At 71.5% G+C, this 19,627-nt stretch carries 19 protein-coding genes and 1 tRNA gene; 13 read left to right on the top strand and 7 right to left on the bottom strand.

The features are described 5' to 3' along the window. Positions 1-79: 79 nt before the first annotated feature. Positions 80-868, top strand: coding sequence for an enoyl-CoA hydratase-related protein (locus GGQ83_RS16365; protein ID WP_184385934.1), 789 nt, complete (start codon positions 80-82; stop codon positions 866-868). A 61-nt stretch (positions 869-929) separates the two neighbouring features. Here GGQ83_RS16365 and GGQ83_RS16360 read toward each other — a convergent pair whose 3' ends face one another. Then, on the bottom strand, positions 930-1,460 hold the full coding sequence (locus GGQ83_RS16360; protein ID WP_184385932.1) for a nucleoside 2-deoxyribosyltransferase: 531 nt from the start codon (positions 1,458-1,460) through the stop codon (positions 930-932). 59 nt (positions 1,461-1,519) lie between these two features. On the opposite strand from GGQ83_RS16360, the gene GGQ83_RS16355 reads away from it, so the two are divergent. The 8 genes from GGQ83_RS16355 to GGQ83_RS16320 all read left to right on the top strand — a co-directional run bounded on the left by GGQ83_RS16355 (position 1,520) and on the right by GGQ83_RS16320 (position 8,667). Continuing rightward, the gene (locus GGQ83_RS16355) at positions 1,520-2,317 is read left to right on the top strand and encodes an alpha/beta hydrolase (protein ID WP_184385930.1); all 798 of its coding nucleotides are present in this window, start codon (positions 1,520-1,522) and stop codon (positions 2,315-2,317) included. 42 nt (positions 2,318-2,359) lie between these two features. Further along, positions 2,360-3,583, top strand: coding sequence for an ABC transporter substrate-binding protein (locus tag GGQ83_RS16350; RefSeq protein ID WP_184385928.1), 1,224 nt, complete (start codon positions 2,360-2,362; stop codon positions 3,581-3,583). Between the two features lie 151 nt (positions 3,584-3,734). Beyond that, a complete protein-coding gene (locus GGQ83_RS16345) occupies positions 3,735-4,655 on the top strand; it encodes a branched-chain amino acid ABC transporter permease (RefSeq protein ID WP_311728464.1) in 921 nt (306 codons plus the stop codon). Further along, positions 4,652-5,575 (top strand): branched-chain amino acid ABC transporter permease, encoded by a 924-nt coding sequence (locus GGQ83_RS16340; protein ID WP_184385924.1) that lies wholly within the window; start codon positions 4,652-4,654, stop codon positions 5,573-5,575. The genes GGQ83_RS16345 and GGQ83_RS16340 overlap by 4 nt, the downstream gene beginning before the upstream one ends. Then, on the top strand, positions 5,568-6,323 hold the full coding sequence (locus GGQ83_RS16335) for an ABC transporter ATP-binding protein (protein WP_184385922.1): 756 nt from the start codon (positions 5,568-5,570) through the stop codon (positions 6,321-6,323). Before GGQ83_RS16340 ends, GGQ83_RS16335 begins: the two co-directional genes overlap by 8 nt. After that, positions 6,323-7,024 (top strand): ABC transporter ATP-binding protein, encoded by a 702-nt coding sequence (locus tag GGQ83_RS16330; protein WP_184386069.1) that lies wholly within the window; start codon positions 6,323-6,325, stop codon positions 7,022-7,024. The genes GGQ83_RS16335 and GGQ83_RS16330 overlap by 1 nt, the downstream gene beginning before the upstream one ends. A 24-nt stretch (positions 7,025-7,048) precedes the next feature. Further along, positions 7,049-7,489 carry a cupin domain-containing protein gene (locus GGQ83_RS16325; protein ID WP_184385920.1) on the top strand — a complete coding sequence of 147 codons (441 nt, stop codon included), beginning with the start codon at positions 7,049-7,051 and terminating at the stop codon, positions 7,487-7,489. Further along, positions 7,486-8,667, top strand: coding sequence for a multidrug effflux MFS transporter (locus tag GGQ83_RS16320; RefSeq protein ID WP_184385918.1), 1,182 nt, complete (start codon positions 7,486-7,488; stop codon positions 8,665-8,667). The genes GGQ83_RS16325 and GGQ83_RS16320 overlap by 4 nt, the downstream gene beginning before the upstream one ends. Before the next feature lie 117 nt (positions 8,668-8,784). Here the strand turns inward: GGQ83_RS16320 and GGQ83_RS16315 are convergent, their stop codons facing one another. Beyond that, positions 8,785-8,967, bottom strand: coding sequence for a hypothetical protein (locus GGQ83_RS16315; protein WP_184385916.1), 183 nt, complete (start codon positions 8,965-8,967; stop codon positions 8,785-8,787). 82 nt (positions 8,968-9,049) lie between these two features. On the opposite strand from GGQ83_RS16315, the gene GGQ83_RS16310 reads away from it, so the two are divergent. Further along, positions 9,050-9,124, top strand: a tRNA-Val gene (locus tag GGQ83_RS16310). Between the two features lie 35 nt (positions 9,125-9,159). On the opposite strand, the gene GGQ83_RS16305 is transcribed toward GGQ83_RS16310, so the two are convergent. The 3 genes from GGQ83_RS16305 to GGQ83_RS16295 are packed head-to-tail and all read right to left on the bottom strand — an operon-like array spanning position 9,160 to position 13,440. Next, positions 9,160-9,879, bottom strand: a complete 720-nt coding sequence (locus tag GGQ83_RS16305; protein WP_184385914.1) for a hypothetical protein — start codon at positions 9,877-9,879, stop codon at positions 9,160-9,162. After that, positions 9,876-12,344: an ATP-binding cassette domain-containing protein gene (locus GGQ83_RS16300; protein ID WP_184385912.1), complete on the bottom strand. Its 2,469-nt coding sequence runs from the start codon at positions 12,342-12,344 to the stop codon at positions 9,876-9,878. The genes GGQ83_RS16305 and GGQ83_RS16300 overlap by 4 nt, the downstream gene beginning before the upstream one ends. Positions 12,345-12,348: 4 nt before the next feature. Then, entirely contained in the window at positions 12,349-13,440 is a 1,092-nt protein-coding gene (locus GGQ83_RS16295) for an ABC transporter permease subunit (protein ID WP_311728458.1), read from the bottom strand. 36 nt (positions 13,441-13,476) lie between these two features. Between GGQ83_RS16295 and GGQ83_RS16290 the strand changes: the two genes are divergently transcribed. Both GGQ83_RS16290 and GGQ83_RS16285 read left to right on the top strand, forming a co-directional pair. Further along, positions 13,477-15,249, top strand: a complete 1,773-nt coding sequence (locus GGQ83_RS16290) for an extracellular solute-binding protein (protein ID WP_184385911.1) — start codon at positions 13,477-13,479, stop codon at positions 15,247-15,249. Beyond that, positions 15,246-15,944 (top strand): phytanoyl-CoA dioxygenase family protein, encoded by a 699-nt coding sequence (locus tag GGQ83_RS16285; protein WP_184385909.1) that lies wholly within the window; start codon positions 15,246-15,248, stop codon positions 15,942-15,944. The genes GGQ83_RS16290 and GGQ83_RS16285 overlap by 4 nt, the downstream gene beginning before the upstream one ends. Positions 15,945-15,952: 8 nt before the next feature. On the opposite strand, the gene GGQ83_RS16280 is transcribed toward GGQ83_RS16285, so the two are convergent. Then, complete coding sequence (locus GGQ83_RS16280) at positions 15,953-18,247, bottom strand: TonB-dependent hemoglobin/transferrin/lactoferrin family receptor (RefSeq protein ID WP_184385907.1); 2,295 nt, start codon at positions 18,245-18,247, stop codon at positions 15,953-15,955. 171 nt (positions 18,248-18,418) lie between these two features. Continuing rightward, positions 18,419-18,742, bottom strand: a complete 324-nt coding sequence (locus GGQ83_RS16275; protein WP_207018264.1) for a SemiSWEET family sugar transporter — start codon at positions 18,740-18,742, stop codon at positions 18,419-18,421. A gap of 85 nt (positions 18,743-18,827) precedes the next feature. On the opposite strand from GGQ83_RS16275, the gene GGQ83_RS16270 reads away from it, so the two are divergent. Continuing rightward, positions 18,828-19,622, top strand: a complete 795-nt coding sequence (locus GGQ83_RS16270) for an enoyl-CoA hydratase/isomerase family protein (RefSeq protein WP_184385904.1) — start codon at positions 18,828-18,830, stop codon at positions 19,620-19,622. Positions 19,623-19,627: the final 5 nt, after the last annotated feature.

The raw sequence follows: 19,627 nt of genomic DNA, 5'->3' as shown, positions 1-19,627 counted from the left end.
CTCCAAGCGCCCCCTTTGCCGGCCCCCCCCTTGCCGGGGCCCCTTGTCCAAGTGCCGGGGCGGGCGGAAGCTTCGCCGCATGAACACCGAACCCGTCCTGCTGACGCAACGCGACGCCCGCGGCATCGTCACCGCCACTCTCAACCGGCCCAAGCTGAACAACGCCTATAACGGCGAAATGCTGGAGGCGCTGATCTCCGGCATGGAGGCCATGGCGGATGACCCTGCCGTGCGCGGCCTGGTCATCCGGGGCGCGGGGCGGCATTTCCAGGCGGGTGCCGACATCAACTGGCTGAACGAGGCGGCCGGCGCCACCCCCGAGGCCGCCCACGCCGCCTCCATGCTGACCACCCGCGCCATGCAGGTGCTGAACGAGTTCCCCAAGCCCACCTTCGCCGTGATCCATGGCGCCTGCTTCGGCGGCGGCACCGGCATCGCCTGCTGCGTGGACGTGGCGCTGGCCACCACGGAAGCCAGCTTCGGTATCAGCGAGGTGCGGGTGGGCGTGGCCCCCACCCCCATCTCGACCCACATGGTCCATGCCATGGGCGTGCGCCACACCCGCCGCTACGCCATCACCGGCGAGCGCTTCGGGCCGGAGGAGGCCATGCGGATCGGCCTGGTGCATGAGGTGCTGGCGCCCGACGCCATCGAGGCGCGGCTGGAGGAGATCATCTCCGCCATGATGCTCTCCGCCCCCACCGCCATCGCCATGACCAAGCGCAGCATGCTGGGCGCCAATGGCTGGCTGCTGGACGCGCGGACCATGGACCAGCTCGCCTATGAAAGCTGGACGCAGCGCGCCTCCGAGGAAGGGCGCGAGGGGCTGGCGGCCTTCCGGGAAAAGCGCAAGCCGCGCTGGGCGTAGCGTTTGATCGGCTGAGGGGGACGCACCGAAGGCGTGAACCAGCCGACCCGCAAGCAGGGCGTCAGACCCGCGCGATCTCCGTGAGGCAGCGCGTGAACAGCGAGAGGTCGCGCCAATCCAGCGCGGCCTCGGCCCGCAGCATCACGCCCCCGCCCGCGCGGATGGCGCCTTCCAGCATCAGGTTCTCCGACAGGCCGTGATCCTCCACGCGCAGGCCCTGCGCGTCCTCCCAGACACCCTGAACCAGCCGGGCCTCGGGCGCCCGCGCGCGGTGCGGCCGCGGGTCATGGGTGTAGCCATGCACGGGCCGGCCCAGGGCGCGCAGGAAGCCCAGTTCGAACACCGTGCCCGGGTCGGCGCCCACACCGCGGAAGGGGGTGAGGTTCGCCACCAGGGCGTCGCACCCGCGCAGCAGCAACTCATTCGCGGCATGGATGCGCCGCCAGTCCATCTCGCCCGAGGGAGAAAGGGTGGGCGGGTCCATGGGAAAGACGCCCTCCCACCCATGGAGCGCGCAGAGCGCCTTCTTCGCCGCGCCGATGGCCAGCGCATCCGGCAGGAACACCTCCGGCCCGGCCAGGTAGATACGCATGGACCTGTCCTTGCCCCTCGCTTTGCCTAGGCCTCACGCCTGCCCCTATCATCCGGGCCATGGGTTTCGAAATCGAATACAACAACCGCGCCCGCGTGCCCGAGAGCGGGGCCATCATCGCCCGCTGGATGCAGGCGGCGGAGGCCTTCCGCCTGGCGCACCCCCCCGAGACCCTGGCCTACGGGCCGGGCCCGCGGGAGGTCATGGACCTCTTCCTTCCCGCCGGCGTGGCGCGGCCGCCCGTCGCGCTGTTCTTCCATGGCGGCTACTGGCAGGCGCTGGACGGGCGGGCCGTCAGCCATGTGGCGGCGGGGCTGCTGGCGCAGGGGGTGGCGGTGGCCGTCCCCTCCTATGACCTCTGCCCGGAGGTGCCGCTCGCGCGCATCCTGGCCCAGGCCGAGGCGGCGGCCCACGCCCTGCACGCGCGCATGGGGCGGCCAGCATTGGCCATGGGACATTCGGCCGGCGGGCATCTTGCCGCGATGCTGCTGGCGCGACTGCCGGCACACATGGTCGCGGCGGCCCTGCCCATCTCCGGCCTGTTCTGGCTGGAGCCACTGCTCGCCACTTCCATCAACGACAAGCTTGGGCTCGACGTAGCCACGGCGCGCGGCCTCTCCCCCGCCCTGCTGCCCTCGCCGGGCCGCCCGCTGCACGCGGTGGTGGGCGGCGCGGAGAGCGATGAGTTCCTGCGCCAGACCCGCGAATTCGCCACCCTGTGGGGCGGCAGCCAGGAGGCCCTGCCCGGGCTGAACCACTTCACCGTGCTGGCGCCGCTGGAAGACCCGGCTCACCCCTTGACCCAGCGCGCCGCCCGGCTTGCATGGCATGCGGGCGCCGGGCTAACCGAGGCCTGAGGCACAAAACAACCTTCGATGACACGAAACGGGAGAGCGGTGATGGCGTTCCAGGAATCCGGCCACAAGACGGGCACCAGCCGCCGTGGACTGCTGCTGGCCTCGGGCGCGGGCGTGCTCGCCACCCCCTTGGCCGCCCCTGCCCTTCACGCGCAGGCCGCCCCCATCAAGGTGGGCGTGGTCGCGGTGCAGACCGGCCCACAGGCGGCGCTGGGCACCCAGCTGCGCGACGGCTGGACCATGGGGCTGCGGCACCTGAACAACCAGCTGGGCGGCCGCGCGGTCGAGACGCTGGTGATTGACGACGAACTCCGCCCCGATGTCGCCGTCACCAAGGTCCGCGCCGCGCTGGAGCGCGACCGGGTGGATTTCGTGGTGGGTGTCGTCTTCTCGAACATCCTGCAGGCCATCATGCGGCCGGTGACCGAGAGCGGGACCTTCCTGATCTCCTCCAACGCCGGCCCCTCCACCTTCGCCGGGCGCGGCTGCAGCCCCTTCTTCTTCAACACCAGCTACAACAACGACCAGGTCCATTCCGTGATGGGCCAGGCGGCGCAGGATCTCGGCTATCGCCGCGTCTTCCTGATGACGCCCAACTACCAGGCCGGCCGCGACGCCATGGCGGGCTTCAAGTCCCGCTTCCAGGGGGAGGTGCTGGACGAGGTCTATGTGCCGCTCACCCAGCTGGACTTCTCGGCGGAGCTGGCGCGCATCGCCTCGCTGCGGCCGGACGCCATCTTCACCTTCATGCCGGGTGGCCTGGGCGTGAACCTGGTGCGGCAGTACCGGCAGGCGGGGCTGGCCAACATCCCCTTCCTGTCCACCTTCACCGTGGACGAGGCGACGCTGCCCGCGCAGGGCGAGGCGGCACTCGGTTTCTACAGCGGCGCCAACTGGGCGCCCAACATGGACAACGCGCAGAACACCCGCTTCGTGCGGGACTTCGAGGCGGCGTTCAACTACGTCCCCGCCACCTATGCCGCGCAGAGCTATGACACGGCCATGCTGCTGGACAGCGCGGTGCGGAAGGTGGGGGGCAACCTCGGCGACAAGAACGCGCTGCGCGCGGCCATCGCAGCGGCCGACTTCACCTCGGTGCGCGGCGGCTTCCGCTTCGGCGCCAACCAGTATCCCGTGCAGGATTTCTGGCTGTGCCAGGTGGTGCGCCGGCCCGATGGGAAGTTCCAGACGCAGACGGTGCGCCGCGTGCTGGAGGCCAATGTGGACCCCTGGGCGGCGCAGTGCCGCATGCCGGCGCGCATATAGCGCTTCCCCACGAAATCGCTTCGCAATTTCGCGGGGGCCCCGGTTTGGCGCTTTATCTTGGTACGATGGCGTGGCCTTCGCGGGCGAAGCCCGCGAAGGATTGCAGGGGGCGGAGTGACGCGCCATGCGGCGCGTCGGGGAAGGTGGTTTCGTGAACACCACCTTGCTTCTTGTGCAGGGGCTGAACGGGTTGCAGTTCGGCGTGCTGCTGTTCCTTGTCGCGGCCGGGCTCACCCTCGTCTTCGGGGTGATGGACTTCATCAACCTCGCGCACGGCGTGCAGTACATGGTGGGCGCCTATCTGGGGGCCTCGCTGGCGGCGCTGACGGGCAGCTTCTGGCTGGGGCTGCTGCTGGCGCTGCCGGCGGCGCTGGTCTTCGGGCTGGTGCTGGAATTCCTGGTGTTCCGCCACCTCTATGACCGCGACCATCTCTCGCAAGTGCTGGCCACCTTCGGCGTGATCCTCTTCCTGAACGAAGGCGTGAAGGTCGTCTTCGGCGCCGCTCCCATGCAGATGCCGGTGCCGGACCTTCTCTCGGGCGGCGTGCCGCTGATGGATGGGCTGCTCTACCCCACCTATCGCCTCGCCATCCTGGCCGCGGGGCTGGCCACCGCCGCCCTGCTCTGGTTCCTGGTGGAGCGGACGCGGGCGGGCATGCTGGTGCGGGCCGGCGCCACCAACGCGCCGATGGTCGCGGCACTCGGCGTGGATATCCGGCGGCTGTTCATGCTGGTCTTCGGCTTCGGCGCCATGCTGGCGGGCTTCGCGGGGGTCATGGCGGCACCCATCCTCTCGGTGGAGCCGGGGATGGGCGACAACCTGCTCATCCTCGCCTTCGTGGTCATCGTCATCGGCGGCATCGGCTCGGTGCGCGGCGCCTTCGTGGCGGCCCTGCTGGTGGGCCTGGTCGAGACCATCGGGCGCGGCCTGATGCCGGACCTGATGCGCCTGTTCATGGACGCCTCCTCCGCGCGGCAGACCGGGGCGGCGCTGGCATCCATGCTGGTCTATATCGTGATGGCCGCCATCCTCGCCTTCCGCCCGGCCGGGCTGTTCCCGGCCCGCGCATGAGCAACCCGCGGCTCTGGCTGCCGCTGCTGGTCTTCGCGGGGCTGGCGGCGGCGCCCTTCCTGGGGCTGGGCCAGGGCCATTCGCTGACGCTGCTGGCGCGCGGCATGATCTTCGGCCTGGCCGCCGTCTCGCTCATGCTGCTGGTGGGGGGAGCGGGGCTGGTCAGCCTGGGCCACGCGGCGATGATGGGCATGGGCGCCTATGCGGTGGTGGTGCTGGACCATGCCGGCATGACCGAGGCCTGGATGGTCTTTCCCGCCGGCATCCTGGCCGCGGCACTCTTCGCGCTGCTGACGGGGGCCATCGCCATCCGCACATCGGGCGTGCACTTCATCATGATCACGCTGGCCTTCGGGCAGATGGCCTTCTTCACCACCTCCTCGCTCGCGCTCTATGGCGGGGATGACGGCTACACCCTGTTCAACCGCACCGAGGTCTTCGGCGCGCGCTGGCTGGAAAATCGTCTGGTCTTCCATTTCGTCTGCCTCGGCCTGCTGGTCGCCTGCTGGGCGCTGGTGCAGGTGCTGCTGGAAAGCCGCTTCGGCCGCGTGCTGCGCGCATCGCGCGAGAACGAGACGCGCGCGCGGGCACTCGGTTTCTCCCCCTACCCCTATCGCCTGCTGGCCTATGTCATCGCGGGCGCCATGGGTGGGCTCGCCGGCGTGCTGCTGGCCAATTCCGCCGAATTCGTCGCCCCCGCCTACCTCGCCTGGCAGCGCAGCGGCGATCTGCTGTTCATGGTGATCCTGGGCGGGCTCGCCGGGCCGCATGGCGCGCTGGTCGGCGCGCTGGCCTTCGTGCTGGTGGAGGAGTGGCTCTCCCATGCCATGGAGCATTGGCGCCTGGTCTTCGGCCCGCTTCTGATCCTCTGCGTGTTCTTCCTGCGGGGCGGCATCGTGGGGCTGTTGCGCCGTGGCTGAGACCATTCTCGCTCTGCATGGGTTGCGAAAGAGCTTCGGCGGGCTGCTGGTGACGGATGACGTGACGCTCGACGTCCGCCAGGGGGAAATCCATGCGCTGATCGGCCCCAATGGCGCGGGCAAGACCACGCTGATCCATCAGGTCAGCGGCACGCTGGCGCCCGATGCCGGCCGCATCCGCTTCCTGGGCGAGGACATCACGGCGCTCTCCATGCCCGCCCGCGCGCGGCGGGGGCTGGCGCGCAGCTTCCAGATCACGAGCGTGATCCCCTCCTTCTCGGCGCTGGAGAATGCGGCGCTGGCGGTGCAGGCGCGCCAGGGCTCCTCCTTCCGCTTCTTCCGGGCCGCGTCGCGCGAGGCCGCGTTGAACGCCGAAGCCATTGCGGCGCTGGCCGAGGTAGGGCTCGACGCCCGCGCCGCCACCCCCGCCGCCGCGCTCAGCCATGGCGAGCGGCGCCAGCTCGAAATCGCCATCGCGCTCGCCATGCGGCCCCGCGCCCTGTTGCTGGACGAACCCCTCGCCGGCACCGGGCCGGAGGAGGCCGAGCGCCTCATCCGCCTGCTGTCGGGCCTGCGCGCGCGCTATGCCGTGCTGCTGGTGGAGCACGACATGCAGGCCGTCTTCGCGCTGGCCGACCGCATCTCCGTCCTGGCGCAAGGCCGCGTCATCGCCACCGGCACGCCCGACGACATCCGCGCCGACCCCGCCGTGCGCGAGGCCTATCTAGGCGAGGACGAGGCCGCGTGATGCTGCGCGTGGAGAAGCTCGCCGCCGCCTATGGCGCCTCCCAGGCCCTGTCGGGCGTCACGTTCCAGGTGGGCGCGGGCGAGGTGGTGACGCTGCTCGGCCGCAACGGCATGGGCAAGACCACCACCATCCGCGCCATCATGGGCCTGCTGCCGAGCCAGGGCGGGCGGGTGACAGGCGGCGCCATCGGGTTCGACGGCACCCCGCTGCCCCCCCTGCCCGCGCACCGCATCGCACGCCTGGGCCTGGGCCTCGTCCCCGAGGGGCGCCAGGTCTTCCCCACGCTGAGCGTGGAGGAAAACCTCATCGCCACCGCGCGCCCCGGCCGCTGGAACCTGGAAGCCGCCTACGCCCTCTTCCCGCGCCTGCGCGAGCGGCGGCGCAACCTCGGCCGCAACCTCTCGGGCGGCGAGCAGCAGATGCTGGCCATCGGCCGCGCGCTGATGACCAATCCGCGCCTGCTCATTCTCGACGAAGCCACGGAGGGCCTGGCACCCCTGATCCGCGCCGAGATCTGGGCGGTGCTGGGGCGCCTGAAAGCCGAGGGGCAGTCCATCCTGCTGATTGATAAAAACCTCTCGGCCGTGCTGAAGCTGGCTGACCGCCATGTCATCATCGAGCGCGGGCGCAGCGTGTGGGAAGGACCCTCCGCAGCCCTGGCCGCGGCACCCGAAATCCGCGAACAATATCTTCACGTCTGAACATCGAAGGAAGGCCAGGAACACATGCAGGAAACCGCAGGAATCACGCCCGCCGGCGAAGGCATCGGCGGCGTCGTCTGGAACATCCTGGGCCAGACCTACAAGCCGCGGCAGCTCTCCGCGAACAGCTTCGCCTTCGATACGCTCTTCCCGCCCGGCACCTTCGTGCCGCCGCACATCCACACCACCCAGGACGAATACATCCACATCCTGGAGGGGAACTTCGAATTCCTGCTGGATGGCCAGGTGGCACATAGCGGCCCGGGCGACCTCATCCGCCTGCCCATGGGCCTGCCGCACGGCATCTTCAACAAGTCCAGCGCGCCGGTCCGGGCGCTGTTCTGGGTGGCGCCGTCGCGCAAGCTGTTCGAGCTGTTCAGCCGCATCCACAACCTGACGGACCCCGAGCAGGTGGTCCGCATCTCGGCCGAGTGCGAGGTGGACTTCCTGCCGCCTCCGGGATGATCCGCCTACGGGTCGTCATCGCCATCCTGGCGCTGCTGGCGGCCTTCGCGCCGCTGTCCATCGACATGTACCTGCCCGCCCTGCCGGCCATCGCGGCCGAGCTGGGGGGCAGCATGGAAGGCGCGCAGCTCACGCTCGCCGTCTTCTTCCTGGGCATGGCGGCGGGACAGTTGCTGCACGGGCCGCTGGCCGACCGCTACGGGCGGCGGCGGCCGCTCTTTGCCGCGCTGGGCGTCTATATCCTGGCCTCGGTGCTCTGCGCCCTGGCCTGGGGCATGGGCTGGCTCATCGCCTTCCGGCTGTTGCAGGCGCTGGGCGGCTGCGCGGGCATGGTGATCTCGCGCGCCGTGGTGCGCGACCTGGCCGACCGGATGGACCCGGTGCGGATGATGGCGCGGCTGTTCCTCATCATGGGGGTGGCGCCCATGCTGGCGCCGCTCCTGGGGGGCTGGGTTGCGGCCTGGCTGGGCTGGCGGGCCATCTTCGGCTTCCTTGCCCTGGTGGGGGTGACGGCGTTGCTCCTCGCCTGGCGCTTCCTGCCCGAGACCCTGCCCATGGAGCGCCGCCGCCGCGTCACCACGCCGCAGATCGCGCGCGATTTCGGCGGGCTGCTGGCGACCGCGCCCTTCATGGCGGCCGCCCTCGGCTCGGGCTGCGCCATCGCGGGGATGTTCGCCTATATCGCGGGCTCGCCCTTCGTCTTCATCGAGCTGCACGGCGTGGCGCCCGAGAATTTCGGCTGGCTCTTCGGCGCGGGTGCCGCGGGGGTGATCGGCTGCGGGCAGCTCGCGGGGCCGCTCGCGCAGCGCTTCGGGCGCGCGCGGGTCTATGGGCTGGCGCTGCTGGGGCTGTCCTGCGCGGGTGTGATCGGGGCGGCGACGGTGGCGCTGGGCCTGGGCTTCTGGGCGCTCTATGCGGCGCTGCTGGCCTATCTCTGCCTGATCGGGCTGGCGCTGCCGCTGGGCGGCATCATCGCCATCACGCCCTTTCCGCACATGGCCGGCACGGCCTCCGCGCTGATCGGCACGCTGCAATTCGCGTTGGGCGCCGTGGCCGGGTTGGCGCTGGCACTCCTGCATGACGGCACGGCGCTGCCCATGGCGGCCGTGATGGCGGGAGGTGGCCTGTGTGGCTTCATCGCCTGGCGGGCGTTGGGGGCGTCGCTGCGGCGGGCCTGACGGGGCCCGAGGGCAGGTCGCGCATGGCAGGGCAGGAGCAGACCACACTTCCATCGGGAAGGCGGTTGGCCATGGTCACCTCGCCGCAATGGGGGCAGTCGCGCGGGCCTTCGCGGGTCATTGCGCGTTCCGGTCCGGCAGGGCGGCCATGGCGCGCAGCCGCGCGGCCAGGGCCGCCTGCCCCGCATGTTCGGCCAGCAGGACCGCTTCCGCGCGCGCCGCCTCGAAGCCGAGGCGATAGCCCTCATAGGTGGCGCGGTCGAGCAGGCGGGCGATGGCCTGGGGCGGGGTCTGCATCATGCGGATGTGGCGGCGAAACCGGCGGGCGCCAGGGTTGCAGGGCGGCCTCGGTTTCGCTACAGGGTGCCACCGGCTACGGCCCGGGCGCTTAGCTCAGCGGGAGAGCACTACCTTGACACGGTAGGGGTCACAGGTTCAATCCCTGTAGCGCCCACCATCCAAATCAAGCACTTAGTGGTGTTTCCCAGGGTTTCAGCCCATCCCCTCCAGCGCGGCCGCGTCGAGGGGGCGCAGGGTCAGCCCAAAGCGCGCGCCGGCGCCGTCCACCGCCTCCCAGCCCTCCTCCGACACATGGAAGCCGGCCACGCTGCCCAGCCTGAGATGCAGGTGGAAGCTGGGCGCGATGAGGTTCACATACCCCATGACGAGGCGCGGTTCCGGCGGCACCCCCTCCCAGGCCTGCCAGGCCGGGCCCGTCCGCAGCGCCACCCGCACCGGCCCGCCCGCGGCATGCAGGCGGCGCAGCAGGGCGGTGGCGGCGCAATCTTCCGCGGCGACCTCGGGGCCCGCCTCGGCGGCAGGGGTGGGCGCGGCCTCCTCCGGCGTGAGGGCCGGGCCCAGCAGGTGCGCCAGGTTCGTCTCGAAGGGCGCCTCGCCCTCCATGCCCACCACCCGCATCAGCACCGTCCCGGCACCATCCTGGAATTCGAGGCGCGGATAGACCTGCCCCCGCATGACCGAGCCGCGGTCCAGGACGACACGCCGCACGGCGCCCAGATCAAGCTCCGTCTCCCCGCCGAGGCACAGCGCGCCGCCGCGCCGGGCCACATGCGCGATGCGACCGATGCGCTCATGCGCGGCACTGCCCACGGAGAGCGCCACCATGACGCGCCCCAATCCGGGCAGCAGCAGTCCGATCTCGGCAGGGCTGGCGGTGAGTTCCTGGCGGGTCGGCTGGTCGGTTCCGGTCATGCGGCGTGTTCCTCGGGCAAGGGCGTGGGCGCACCGAGCGCCAGCACGTCATGCGCCAGCGCCGCGACCACGCGGGGATCATGGGTGATGAGCAGGGCGGCGAAGCCGTGCCGGGCCTGCAGCGCGGCCAGCAACCGCAGCACCTCCGCCTCCACATGGCGGTCGAGGGCGGAGGTGGGTTCGTCCAGCACCAGCACCTCCGGCCGGGTGATGAGGGCGCGGGCCAGCGCCACGCGCTGCCGCTGCCCGCCGGAGAGCTGGTGCGGGCGCCGGTCGGCCAGGGTGGGGGGCAGGCCCACCTCGGCCAGGGCACCGACCAGCCGCGCATCGCCCGGCCGTCGCTCGCCCGCCAGCAGCAAGGGTTCCAGCACGATGTCGCGCACGGAAAGCCGCGGCGAGAGGCTGGTGGCAGGGTTCTGGAAGACGATCTGCACGCGGCGACGCCAGCCGGGGTCTTCGACCAGCGGCCGCCCATGCAGCAGCACCTGGCCCCGCACCGCGCCGGGAAACAGCCCCAGCAGGGCCAGCGCCAGGCTCGTCTTGCCGCAGCCGGAGGGGCCGGTGACGGCCAGCGTGCGCCCGGCATGGAGTTGCAGCTCCAATCCCTCGATCAACGGCGCGGCTCCTGGAAAGGCGAGGGTCATGTCCCGCGCCTCCAGCACCGGGGCGGCGGCCGGGGCGACGGCGCGCGCGCGCGCGGGCGGGCGCGGCATGAGGCGGTGCAGCGCGGGCGGGGGCGCGCGCAGCGCCACCTCCCAGGGCAGGTCGGCCAGGATGCGCCCCTCCCCCATCACGGCCACACGGGTGGTGGCCCGGCGGGCGGCGTCGAGGTCGTGGGTGATGAGCAGCAGGGCCATGCCCCGCTCCCGCACCAGCCCGGCCAGAAGGTCGAGCAGCCCCGCCCGCAGCGGCGCGTCGAGCGAGGCGGTGGGCTCGTCCGCCACCAGCAAGGCGGGGCGCCGGGCGATGGCCATGGCGATGACGGCGCGCTGCTGTTGCCCTCCCGAGAACTGGTGCGGCAGCGCGCGTGGGCGGCGACTGGCCTCGGGCAGGCCCACGCGGCGCAGCAAGGCATCCGTTTCGGCACGTGCGGCGGCGCCGTGCAGCCCGCCGGCCTCCACCGCCTCGCGCACCTGGCGGTAGAGGGCGTGCAGCGGATTGAGCGCGGCGCCAGGTTCCTGGAAGACCAGGCCCAGCTGCCGGCGCAGCGCGGCGCGGCGGCGGGGTTCGGGCGCGCCCAGCATCTCGGCGCCCATCAGCCGCACCGACCCACTGATGAAACCGAGCTGCGGCGGCGCGAGCCCCGCCGCGATCAACCCCGTCAGCGTCTTGCCCGAACCGGATTCGCCCAGCAGCGCCACCGCCTCGCCCGGCCGCAACGCCAGGGTGACGCCGTGCAGCACGGGTGCGGCGGTGAAGCCCGCGCGCACTTCGGTGATGGCCAGCACCGCGCCTTCCGGCACCATGGCCGCACCCGGCGTGACGGCAGTGCGGCGTGCGGGCAGGCGCGGGTCCATGGCGTCGCGCAGCGCCTGGCCCAGCAGCGTCAGCAGCAGCAGCAGGCCGCCCAGGGCCGCGATGGCACCGAGCGCGAGCCAGGGCGCCTGGAGGTTGTTGCGCGCCTGGGCCAAGGCCTCGCCGAGCGAGGGCGTGCCCGGCGGCAGGCCGAGCCCGAGCAGGTCGAGCCCCGCCAGCATGGTCATCGCACCCGCCATCAGGAAGGGCAGCATGGCCAGCACAGGGCCCATGGCGTTGGGCAGGATATGGACGCGCATGATCCGCGCGGGCCCCGCCCCGGCCGCCAGCGCCGAGCGCACGAAATCCTGCGCGCGCAGGCGCAGGAATTCGGCGCGCGTGACGCCCGCGATGCCCATCCAGAAGAACAGCGACATGGTGGCCGCCAGCACCCAGACCGAAGGGGCCAGCGCCGCCACCACGATCATCAGCAGGAACAGCAGCGGCACCCCGGACCAGATTTCGGTCAGGCGTTGCAGCACGAGGTCGGTGCGCCCCGCCGCATAGCCCTGCCAGGCGCCCAGCGGCAGGCCGATGAGCAAGGAGGCCGCGGTCACGATCACGGCGAAAACGAGGGAAAGCCGCGCCCCCCAGATCAGCCGCGCCAGCACGTCGCGCGACTGGTCGTCGGTGCCGAGCCAATGCAGCGCCGAGGGCGGCGCGGGCGCTGCGGCGGGCAGGCCGGGCGGGATGCTGGCCGGCCCGTGCGGGATGGGCGGCCAGAGGCTGACGGCACCCCGCGCCTCCAGCAGCGCCGCCACGGCGGGGTCGTGGAAATCGGCGGGGATGGGCAGAGCCCCGCCCAGCATGGCCTCGGTAACGGGTTGCAGCGCGGGCACCAGCAGCCGCCCGTCCAGCCAGAGCAGGATGGGCCGGTCATTGGCCACGAACTCCGCCGGCAGCACCAGCAGCAGCACGAGGCCCAACGCCCAGAGGCTGCGGCGCCGCATCAGGTCAGCGCCGGGCCGCATCGAAGCCGATCCGCGGGTCCACCGCCACGTAGAGAAGGTCCGAAGCGAGGTGCAGCACCAGCCCCGCCAGGGTCGTCAGCCAGAGCGTGCCGAAGATCACGGGGAAGTCCCGGCTGAGCGCGGCCTCGATGCCAAGCAGCCCGAGGCCCTGCAGCCCGAACAGCGCCTCAATCAGCACGCCGCCGCCGAAGACCACGCCCAGCAGCGCGCCGGGCAGGCCCGCCACCACCAGCAGCATGGCGTTGCGGAAGACATGGCCCAGCAGCACGCGGCGGGGTGCCAGTCCCTTGGCGCGGGCCAGCAGGACGTAATGCTTGCCGATCTCCTCCAGGAAGAGGTTGCGCGTGAGCAGCGCGAGCGAGGAGAAGCCCGAGATCACCAGCGCCGCCACCGGCAAGGCGAGGTGCCAGGCGAGGTCCAGCACACGCCAGGGCCAGCCCCAGCCGGCGGCCTCCGGCGAGGCGAGGCCGCCCGAGGGAAACCAGGCGAGGAACCGCCCGCCGCCGAAGATCACCAGCAGCGCCACCGCCACCACCATGGCCGGCACCGCATGGGCCAGCACGGTGAGCGCGGTGGCCGTCCGGTCGAAGCCCGTGCCGCGCCGCGTGGCCAGCGCGATGCCGAGCGGGATGGCCAGCACATAGGTCAGCACGGCCGAGGACAGGCCAAGTGCGATGGAGACCGGCAGTCTCTCCCACAGCAGTTGCGCCACCGGCTGGTCGAGGAAGAAGGAGCGCCCGAGGTCGAACACCAGCAGCCGCGTCAGCATGTGCCAGAAGCGCTCCAGCGGCGGGCGGTCGAAGCCGAACTGCGCCTCGATCTCGGCCAGCAGGCGCGGATCGAGGCCTTCGGCGCCGCGATGGCGGAAGGCGGGGTCGGGTGCCGCGGTGCTGTCCTGGCCGCCCAGCGCGCGCTCGGCGGCGTCCTGCATATCGCCTTGCAGCGTGGCCAGCAGGTGCTCGACCGGGCCGCCGGGGGCGAGCTGCGCCACCGCGAAGTTCAGCGCGAGGATGGCGAGCAGCGTGGGCGGCACCAGCAGCAGGCGGCGCAAGGTGTAGCGGACCATGGAGGGCATGTTGCCGGCGGGCTCCTTTCGCCGCTTTATATGCGAATGACTCGCACTTGCATATGGGGCCTGGCCCTGCTTCCCCTGCTGCTGCACCCCGCCGCGGCGCGCACCGACGCGCTGGCCGTCCACGGCACCCCTGCCCTACCGCCGGGCTTCAACCATTGGCCCCATGTGCGCCCCGACGCGCCGCGCGGCTGCACCCTCCGCATGGCGCAGGCGGGCACCTTCGACACGCTGAACCCCTTCACCCTGCGCGGCCGCTTCGTCATGGGTGTCTGGCGCTGGGTCTACGAAACCCTGCTGCTGCCCGCGCCCGACGAGGTGCTGGTGGGCTATGCGAACCTGGCCGAGGCGGTGGAATTGGACGAGGCCACGCGCACCCTGCGCTTCACGCTGCGCGAGGGTGCCCGCTGGCATGATGGCCAGCCCGTGACGGCCGGGGATGTGGTGTTCAGCTTCGCCACCCTGGGGCGCCACGGCCGCCCCTTCCACCGCGCGTTGCTGGAACGCGTCGATGCCGTGGCCGAGGATGCGCGCACGGTCCGCATCGCGCTGCCACCCGGCGATGCGCGGCGCCTCGCCTTGCAGATCGGCGACGTCCACATCCTGCCCCGCCACATCTGGCAGGGCCGCGACTTCGGCGCGCTGACCTTGGAAACCCCCGTGGGCTCCGGCCCCTATCGCGTGGTGGAGGTGGAGGCGGGCCAGCGCGTCACCTTCGCCCGCAACACGGATTGGTGGGGCGATGCCACCGCCGCAGGGCGCGGCCGCCACAATATGGACCGGATCGAGCTGCGCTATTTCCGCGACCGCATCGCCGTCTTCGAGGCGCTGGCGGCCGGCCGCGTGGACTGGATGGTGGAGAACGACGCCCGCCGCTGGGCCACCGGCTATGACCTGCCCGCGGTGCATGACGGGCGCCTCATCCGCCACAGCCAGCGGCACGGCCACATCACCGGCATGAACGGCTTCGCCTTCAACCTCCGCCGCGACCGCTTCGCCGATGTGCGGGTGCGCGAGGCACTGGCGCTGATGATGGATTTCGAGTGGGCCAATGCCGCCCTCTTCCAGGGCGCAAGCGAGCGCGCCGGGAGCTTCTTCCTCAATTCCGACCTGGCGGCCACCGAGGCGCCGGACGCCGCCGAACGCGCGCTGATGGCCGAGGTGTCGGCCCTCTTCTCACCCGAGGCCTGGCAGCGCCCTTGGCAGCCGCCCACCAGCGATGGTTCCGGCCGGGACCGCACCCTGCTGGAACGCGCGCTGGGCCTGCTGGACGCGGCCGGATGGGCGCCACGCGCCACGGATGGGCGCCTCGCGCACCGCGAGACGGGCGAGGTCTTCCAGCTCTCGGTGCTGGCGCAGAGCAACGCGCAACAGGCGCTGGTGGGCGTGTGGTTCCGTGGGCTGCGGCGGCTGGGCATCGCACCGCGCTTCGAGGTGCTGGACGCGCCCGGCTTCACCGCGCGGCTGCGCGCCCATGATTTCGACCTCGCCTATCGCTTCACCATCCCGCCCGAATGGCCGGGGCCGGAACAGCGCGCGCTGTGGGGTTCGACAGGCGCCAACAACACCACGGGCCTTGCGCGGCCGGAGATGGACCTGCTGCTGGACCGGCTGGAGGCCGCGCCCGACCGCGCCAGCCTGGTCACCGCGGCCCGCGTGCTGGACCGCGCCCTGCAATGGCAATGGCTGGTGGTTCCGGGACGCTACGATCCGGTGCGGCGCCTGGCCGTCTCCGCACGCTTCGCCCCGCCGCCGCGCCAGCCGCGCTTCGGCTATGGTGACGACGCCTGGTGGTGCCGGGAGACGGAATGAGGCGTTTCCAATGCCAGGGCTATGCCGTGCTGCCACCCCTGCCCGCGGCGCTGCGCCGGCGCCTTGGGGCCGCGCTGGACGCGCTGCTGGCCCGCGCGGCCACGCTGCCCGCCGACATGGTGACCTGGGAGCGGGACCTCTCTCCCCGCCAGCGACAGGGGCTGCCGGCACCCGGCGATGCGGTCTTCCTGCTGGGCGACCCCTGCCGGGCCGATCCCGTCTTCGCGGAGGGCTTCGCGCATCCGGCCCTGGTCGCGGCGGCGAGCGAATTGCTCGGCACCCCGGAACTGCGCTGCCACTTCACCAACGCCACCATCAAGGCCGCGCGATGCGGCAGCGGCATCGCCTGGCACCGCGACGCGCTGAACCGCTACATGCCCACCGCCCGCAGCACCTTCCTGCGCGCCATGATCTGCCTGGACGGGATGGACGCGGCCAATGGCGGCACCGCCTTCCGTCCCGGCTCCCAGCACGGGGCGGAAGGCGCGGCGGCGGTGGTGGCGCGCTGCCCGCCGGGGGGCATCGTGCTGATCCATTCGCGGGTGCTGCATGGCGGCGCGCCCAACCTTTCGGGCCGTTCGCGCCGCAACCTGATCGTGCAATGGGGCCGGGCCGATGACCCGCCGCTGGGCGAGGCGCGGGAGAGCCTGACGGGCCTCTCCCCCGCCGAGGTGCTGGCCCTCGGCGGGGGGTGATGGCGCCGTCAGAAGGTGTAGCGGGCACCCACGCGGAAGCTGGTGCCGGGTGCGACCTGCAGCTCGATCGGGTTCACGCGCTTCGTGTCGTCGGTCGTGAAGCGCGACTGGTTGTAGCTCGTCCCCCCCGGCGCCAGCGGCACGTAGCGGGCGTTCAGCAGGTTGAAGACGCCGGCGTTCAGCTCCAGCCGCTCGATGGGCCGCCAGGACGCCGTCAGGTCGAACACGGTGTAGGCGGGCGGGCGGTAGCGCTGCGGGTCGCTGACCTGCGTCACCCCGGCCGAGGTGATGTTGTTGAGCGAGACGCGCAGCCGGAGGTCCGGGTCCTCATAGGTGACGCCGCTGCTGATCAGGAAGGGGCGCGCGCCGTCGAAATTGGTGCGCGCCGCACCGCGCGTCACGCGCTGCGTTCCTTCCTGCCAGGACGCGGAAGCCTGCAAGAGCCAGCGCGGATGCGCCCGCCAGGCGCCCGCCACCTCGATGCCCTGCAACGTCACCTCGCTGAGGTTCTGGTAGGTGATGTCGATGCTGTTCGGGATGCTGACGAAGCTCTGGATGAAGTCCGTGTATTCGCCACGGAAGGCGCCCAGGCTGAGCCAGGCGTTCTGCAACTGCATCCGCACGCCGGCCTCATAGCTGCGCACCTGCTCGGGCCGCAGGTTGGGGTTGGGGATCAGGTTGAAGGTGGTGCTGGGCAGCGAGGTGAAGAGCTGCTCGGCGGTGGGCATCTTGAAGCCCTCGCCGTAGTTTCCGTAGAGCGAGAAACGCTCATCCAGCCGCAGGATGGCGCCGACGCCGAAAGCCAGGTTCGTCTGGTCGAGCGTCCGCGGCTCCCGCCCCGTCACCAGGCGATAATCCGCGTCGGGGCGTGGGGTGATGTTGGTGTTGGACAGGCGCATCCCGGGGGTGAGGGTGAGGCGCCCGCCAAACAGCGTCACCTCGTCCTGGAGGAAGCCCTCCAGCCGGCGCGTGTCGGCATTGGCGAAGTTGAAGCCGCCGGCGCGGGCGGTGGTGACGACACCCGTGGCGAGGTTCGTGGTCACGTCCTCGCGCGCATAGTCGGTGGCCGTCAGGCTGCCCGCGAAGCCATAGGTCAGCACATGGCGGGCGCCCAGCAGGTCGAAGCTGGAGCGGAACTGTGCCTCGCCCTGGAGCAGGTCCTCGGAATAGGTCAGCGCGTCACGCACCGTCTGCTCCTGGCCATTGGCCAGGCGCCGCAGCCGCGTGCCTGTGCGCTCGATGGTCTGCGGCGAATAGCCCAGCATGACGCGCACCTCGTCCAGCCAGGAGACCTGCGGGCGATACTGCCCGTCCACCGCGAAGAGCCCGCGCCTTATGGTCTGGTTGCGGAGGTAGGAGAGGTTGGTGATGCCCCCCGTCGCCGCGCCCAGGTCATAGCGCTGGTCCACATCGGTGCTGCGGTCCAGCCATTCGCCCGTCACGCGCAGGCGCACATCGGGGTTGGGGTCCCAGACGATGCGGCCGAAGACGTTGTTGCTGCTGATGTCGAGCGGGTCGAAGCGGTCGCAGGGCGTCGCCTGTGGGTTGCGGGGGCAGTTCCAGATGCCGCCCACCGAGCGCGAGCGGGTGCGCCGCGGCTCATCCGCATCGCGCCGCTGGTAGGAGAGCATGGCCGAGACATCGCCCGCCCGCACCGCATAGGTGCCGCGGGTGACCAGGCTGTTGTCCAGCGAATCCCAGCTCGTGCCGATCTCGCCGCCCCATGTGCGCCCCGGCCGGATCAGGTCGTTGGGGTTGCGGGTGATGTAGTTCACCACGCCGCCCAGCGCGTCCGAGCCATAGAGGACCGAGCCCGGACCGCGCAGGATCTCGACGCGGCTGAGGTTCCAGGGGTCCACCACGTCGCGCGTGTTGTCGGTGATGCGCTCCAGCGTGCGGAAGCCGTCCACCAGCGTCAGCACGCGGTTGCTGCCGACGCCGCGGATGGTGATGCCGCCCAGGCTGCGGAAGGGGTCGGTGCCGCTGGTCTGGCGGTTCACGAAGACGCCGGGGGTGTAGCGGAACACGTCCTCGGCGTTGCGCACCATGCGTTCATCCAGATCGCGGCCCGGGATCACGTCCACGGTGGCCGGCGTGTCGAACAGGCGGCGCTCATTGCGCAGCGCGGTGGTGTTCACGGGGGGCAGCAGCATGCCGGCATCGAGGCGGACATCGGCCGGATTGGGCTCGGGCGTCTGCGCGCGGGCGGCGTGCCAGGGCGAGGCGGCGATGGGGGTGAGGCCGCCCGCGATCAATGCGATCGCAAGCGGGGTCCGCCGCCGGCGGCGGGACGGGTGGGGCATGTTGTGGCTCTCCCAGGGTTGAGGGCCACACTGCAACTGCGAATCATTCGCATCGTCAAGAGGTCATCCGGCGCGAAAGGGGCGCGGCGAAGCTTTCCGCCCAGGTAAGGCTGTGCGGGGCCGGCCCATGGGCCGTGCCGCGTGTGTTCCCGCCCCCGCTCGAATCCGAAGCTAGCGCGCGTCAGGCTCTCCGGCCGGGGGCACGGACAGCGCCTCAGCCACCGCCTTCTTCCCGCGTCGTGGCAGCAGTTTCATGACGAGGATGAAGCCCGACAGCAGCAGGCACACGCCGTTGGTCACGATCAGCGGCCATTGCCCCAGCAGCCAGCCATAGGTCAGCCACAGGGCGAAACCCACCACCGTCACGGCATACATGGCGGTCGAGATGCTGGAGGTGTCGCGCGTGCGGATCACCTTCCACGCCTGGGGCGTGAAGCTGATCACCGAGGCGAGGGTGGCGAGCCCCCCGATGATCGGCGCCGCTTCCATGTCCATGCGGCGATGAACGCGCGGTGGGCGCCCGGGTTGGCCCCGCCCCCCGCCTCCGCTTTCATGGCCCGAACCGCGCGAGGACACGCCCATGCCCACCGTCGAGACCGAAACCCATGGCCAGGTGCTCATCATCCGGATGAACCGGCCCGAACGCCTGAACGCCCTGAACCACGAGATGCGCACCGAACTGGCGCGGGCCTGGACCGACTTCCGGCACGATCCGGCGCTGGAGGTGGCCATCCTGACCGGCACGGGCCGCGGCTTCTGCGCGGGCGAGGACATGAAGGAATCCCTGGCCCACGGCACCCCCGGCGGCCGTCGGCCGGACATCGAGGACCCCTTCGCCGCCGGCACGCTGGAAAAGCCCGTCATCGCCGCCATCAACGGCTTCGCCATGGGCGGCGGCTTCATGCTGGTGGAGCGCACGGACCTGCGGGTGGCCAGCACAAACGCCATCTTCGAGGTCTCGGAGGCGAAGCGCTGGCTGCTGGGCGGCTACAACCACGGCCACCTGGCCAACATGCCCTACCCCGTCGCGATGGAAATGGCGCTGGGCTACCGCTTCACCGCCGAGCGGTTTTATCAGCTGGGTTTCCTCAACCGCCTCGTGGCGCCGGAGGAACTGATCCCCACCGCGCTGGACATGGCCCGCCACCTGCTCACCCTGCCGCCCGCCGCGCGGGTGAACACGGTCCACATGATGCGCCGCATGCGCCCTTCCCCCAGCCCCGCCCAGCGGACGCTGGCCGCCGCGCTGCACGAGCATGGCGCGAAAAGCGACCTGATCGAAAGCCGCGCCGCCTTCGCGGAGAAGCGCCCGCCCCGCTTCAAGGGCTGGAACGACCCCCAGGACCGCTATCGCCTGCCGGACCTCACGGAGTGAGGGCC

It is taken from the genome of Roseococcus suduntuyensis (assembly GCF_014196305.1).
GTDB lineage: Bacteria > Pseudomonadota > Alphaproteobacteria > Acetobacterales > Acetobacteraceae > Roseococcus > Roseococcus suduntuyensis.
The sequence above is the reverse complement of the archived record's forward strand: the minus strand, read 5'-3'. Positions and strand labels throughout refer to the sequence as shown.

What these genes read in the sequence shown, in the direction of transcription:
- GGQ83_RS16290 (WP_184385911.1), top strand. Translation starts at nt 13,477, where the DNA reads ATGACTCGCACTTGCATATGGGGCCTGGCCCTGCTTCCCCTGCTGCTG.
- GGQ83_RS16325 (WP_184385920.1), top strand. Translation starts at nt 7,049, where the DNA reads ATGCAGGAAACCGCAGGAATCACGCCCGCCGGCGAAGGCATCGGCGGC.
- GGQ83_RS16305 (WP_184385914.1), bottom strand. Translation starts at nt 9,879, where the DNA reads ATGACCGGAACCGACCAGCCGACCCGCCAGGAACTCACCGCCAGCCCT.
- GGQ83_RS16350 (WP_184385928.1), top strand. Translation starts at nt 2,360, where the DNA reads ATGGCGTTCCAGGAATCCGGCCACAAGACGGGCACCAGCCGCCGTGGA.
- GGQ83_RS16330 (WP_184386069.1), top strand. Translation starts at nt 6,323, where the DNA reads ATGCTGCGCGTGGAGAAGCTCGCCGCCGCCTATGGCGCCTCCCAGGCC.
- GGQ83_RS16355 (WP_184385930.1), top strand. Translation starts at nt 1,520, where the DNA reads ATGGGTTTCGAAATCGAATACAACAACCGCGCCCGCGTGCCCGAGAGC.
- GGQ83_RS16275 (WP_207018264.1), bottom strand. Translation starts at nt 18,742, where the DNA reads ATGGACATGGAAGCGGCGCCGATCATCGGGGGGCTCGCCACCCTCGCC.
- GGQ83_RS16270 (WP_184385904.1), top strand. Translation starts at nt 18,828, where the DNA reads ATGCCCACCGTCGAGACCGAAACCCATGGCCAGGTGCTCATCATCCGG.
- GGQ83_RS16295 (WP_311728458.1), bottom strand. Translation starts at nt 13,440, where the DNA reads ATGCCCTCCATGGTCCGCTACACCTTGCGCCGCCTGCTGCTGGTGCCG.
- GGQ83_RS16340 (WP_184385924.1), top strand. Translation starts at nt 4,652, where the DNA reads ATGAGCAACCCGCGGCTCTGGCTGCCGCTGCTGGTCTTCGCGGGGCTG.
- GGQ83_RS16285 (WP_184385909.1), top strand. Translation starts at nt 15,246, where the DNA reads ATGAGGCGTTTCCAATGCCAGGGCTATGCCGTGCTGCCACCCCTGCCC.
- GGQ83_RS16300 (WP_184385912.1), bottom strand. Translation starts at nt 12,344, where the DNA reads ATGCGGCGCCGCAGCCTCTGGGCGTTGGGCCTCGTGCTGCTGCTGGTG.
- GGQ83_RS16360 (WP_184385932.1), bottom strand. Translation starts at nt 1,460, where the DNA reads ATGCGTATCTACCTGGCCGGGCCGGAGGTGTTCCTGCCGGATGCGCTG.
- GGQ83_RS16315 (WP_184385916.1), bottom strand. Translation starts at nt 8,967, where the DNA reads ATGATGCAGACCCCGCCCCAGGCCATCGCCCGCCTGCTCGACCGCGCC.
- GGQ83_RS16320 (WP_184385918.1), top strand. Translation starts at nt 7,486, where the DNA reads ATGATCCGCCTACGGGTCGTCATCGCCATCCTGGCGCTGCTGGCGGCC.
- GGQ83_RS16280 (WP_184385907.1), bottom strand. Translation starts at nt 18,247, where the DNA reads ATGCCCCACCCGTCCCGCCGCCGGCGGCGGACCCCGCTTGCGATCGCA.
- GGQ83_RS16365 (WP_184385934.1), top strand. Translation starts at nt 80, where the DNA reads ATGAACACCGAACCCGTCCTGCTGACGCAACGCGACGCCCGCGGCATC.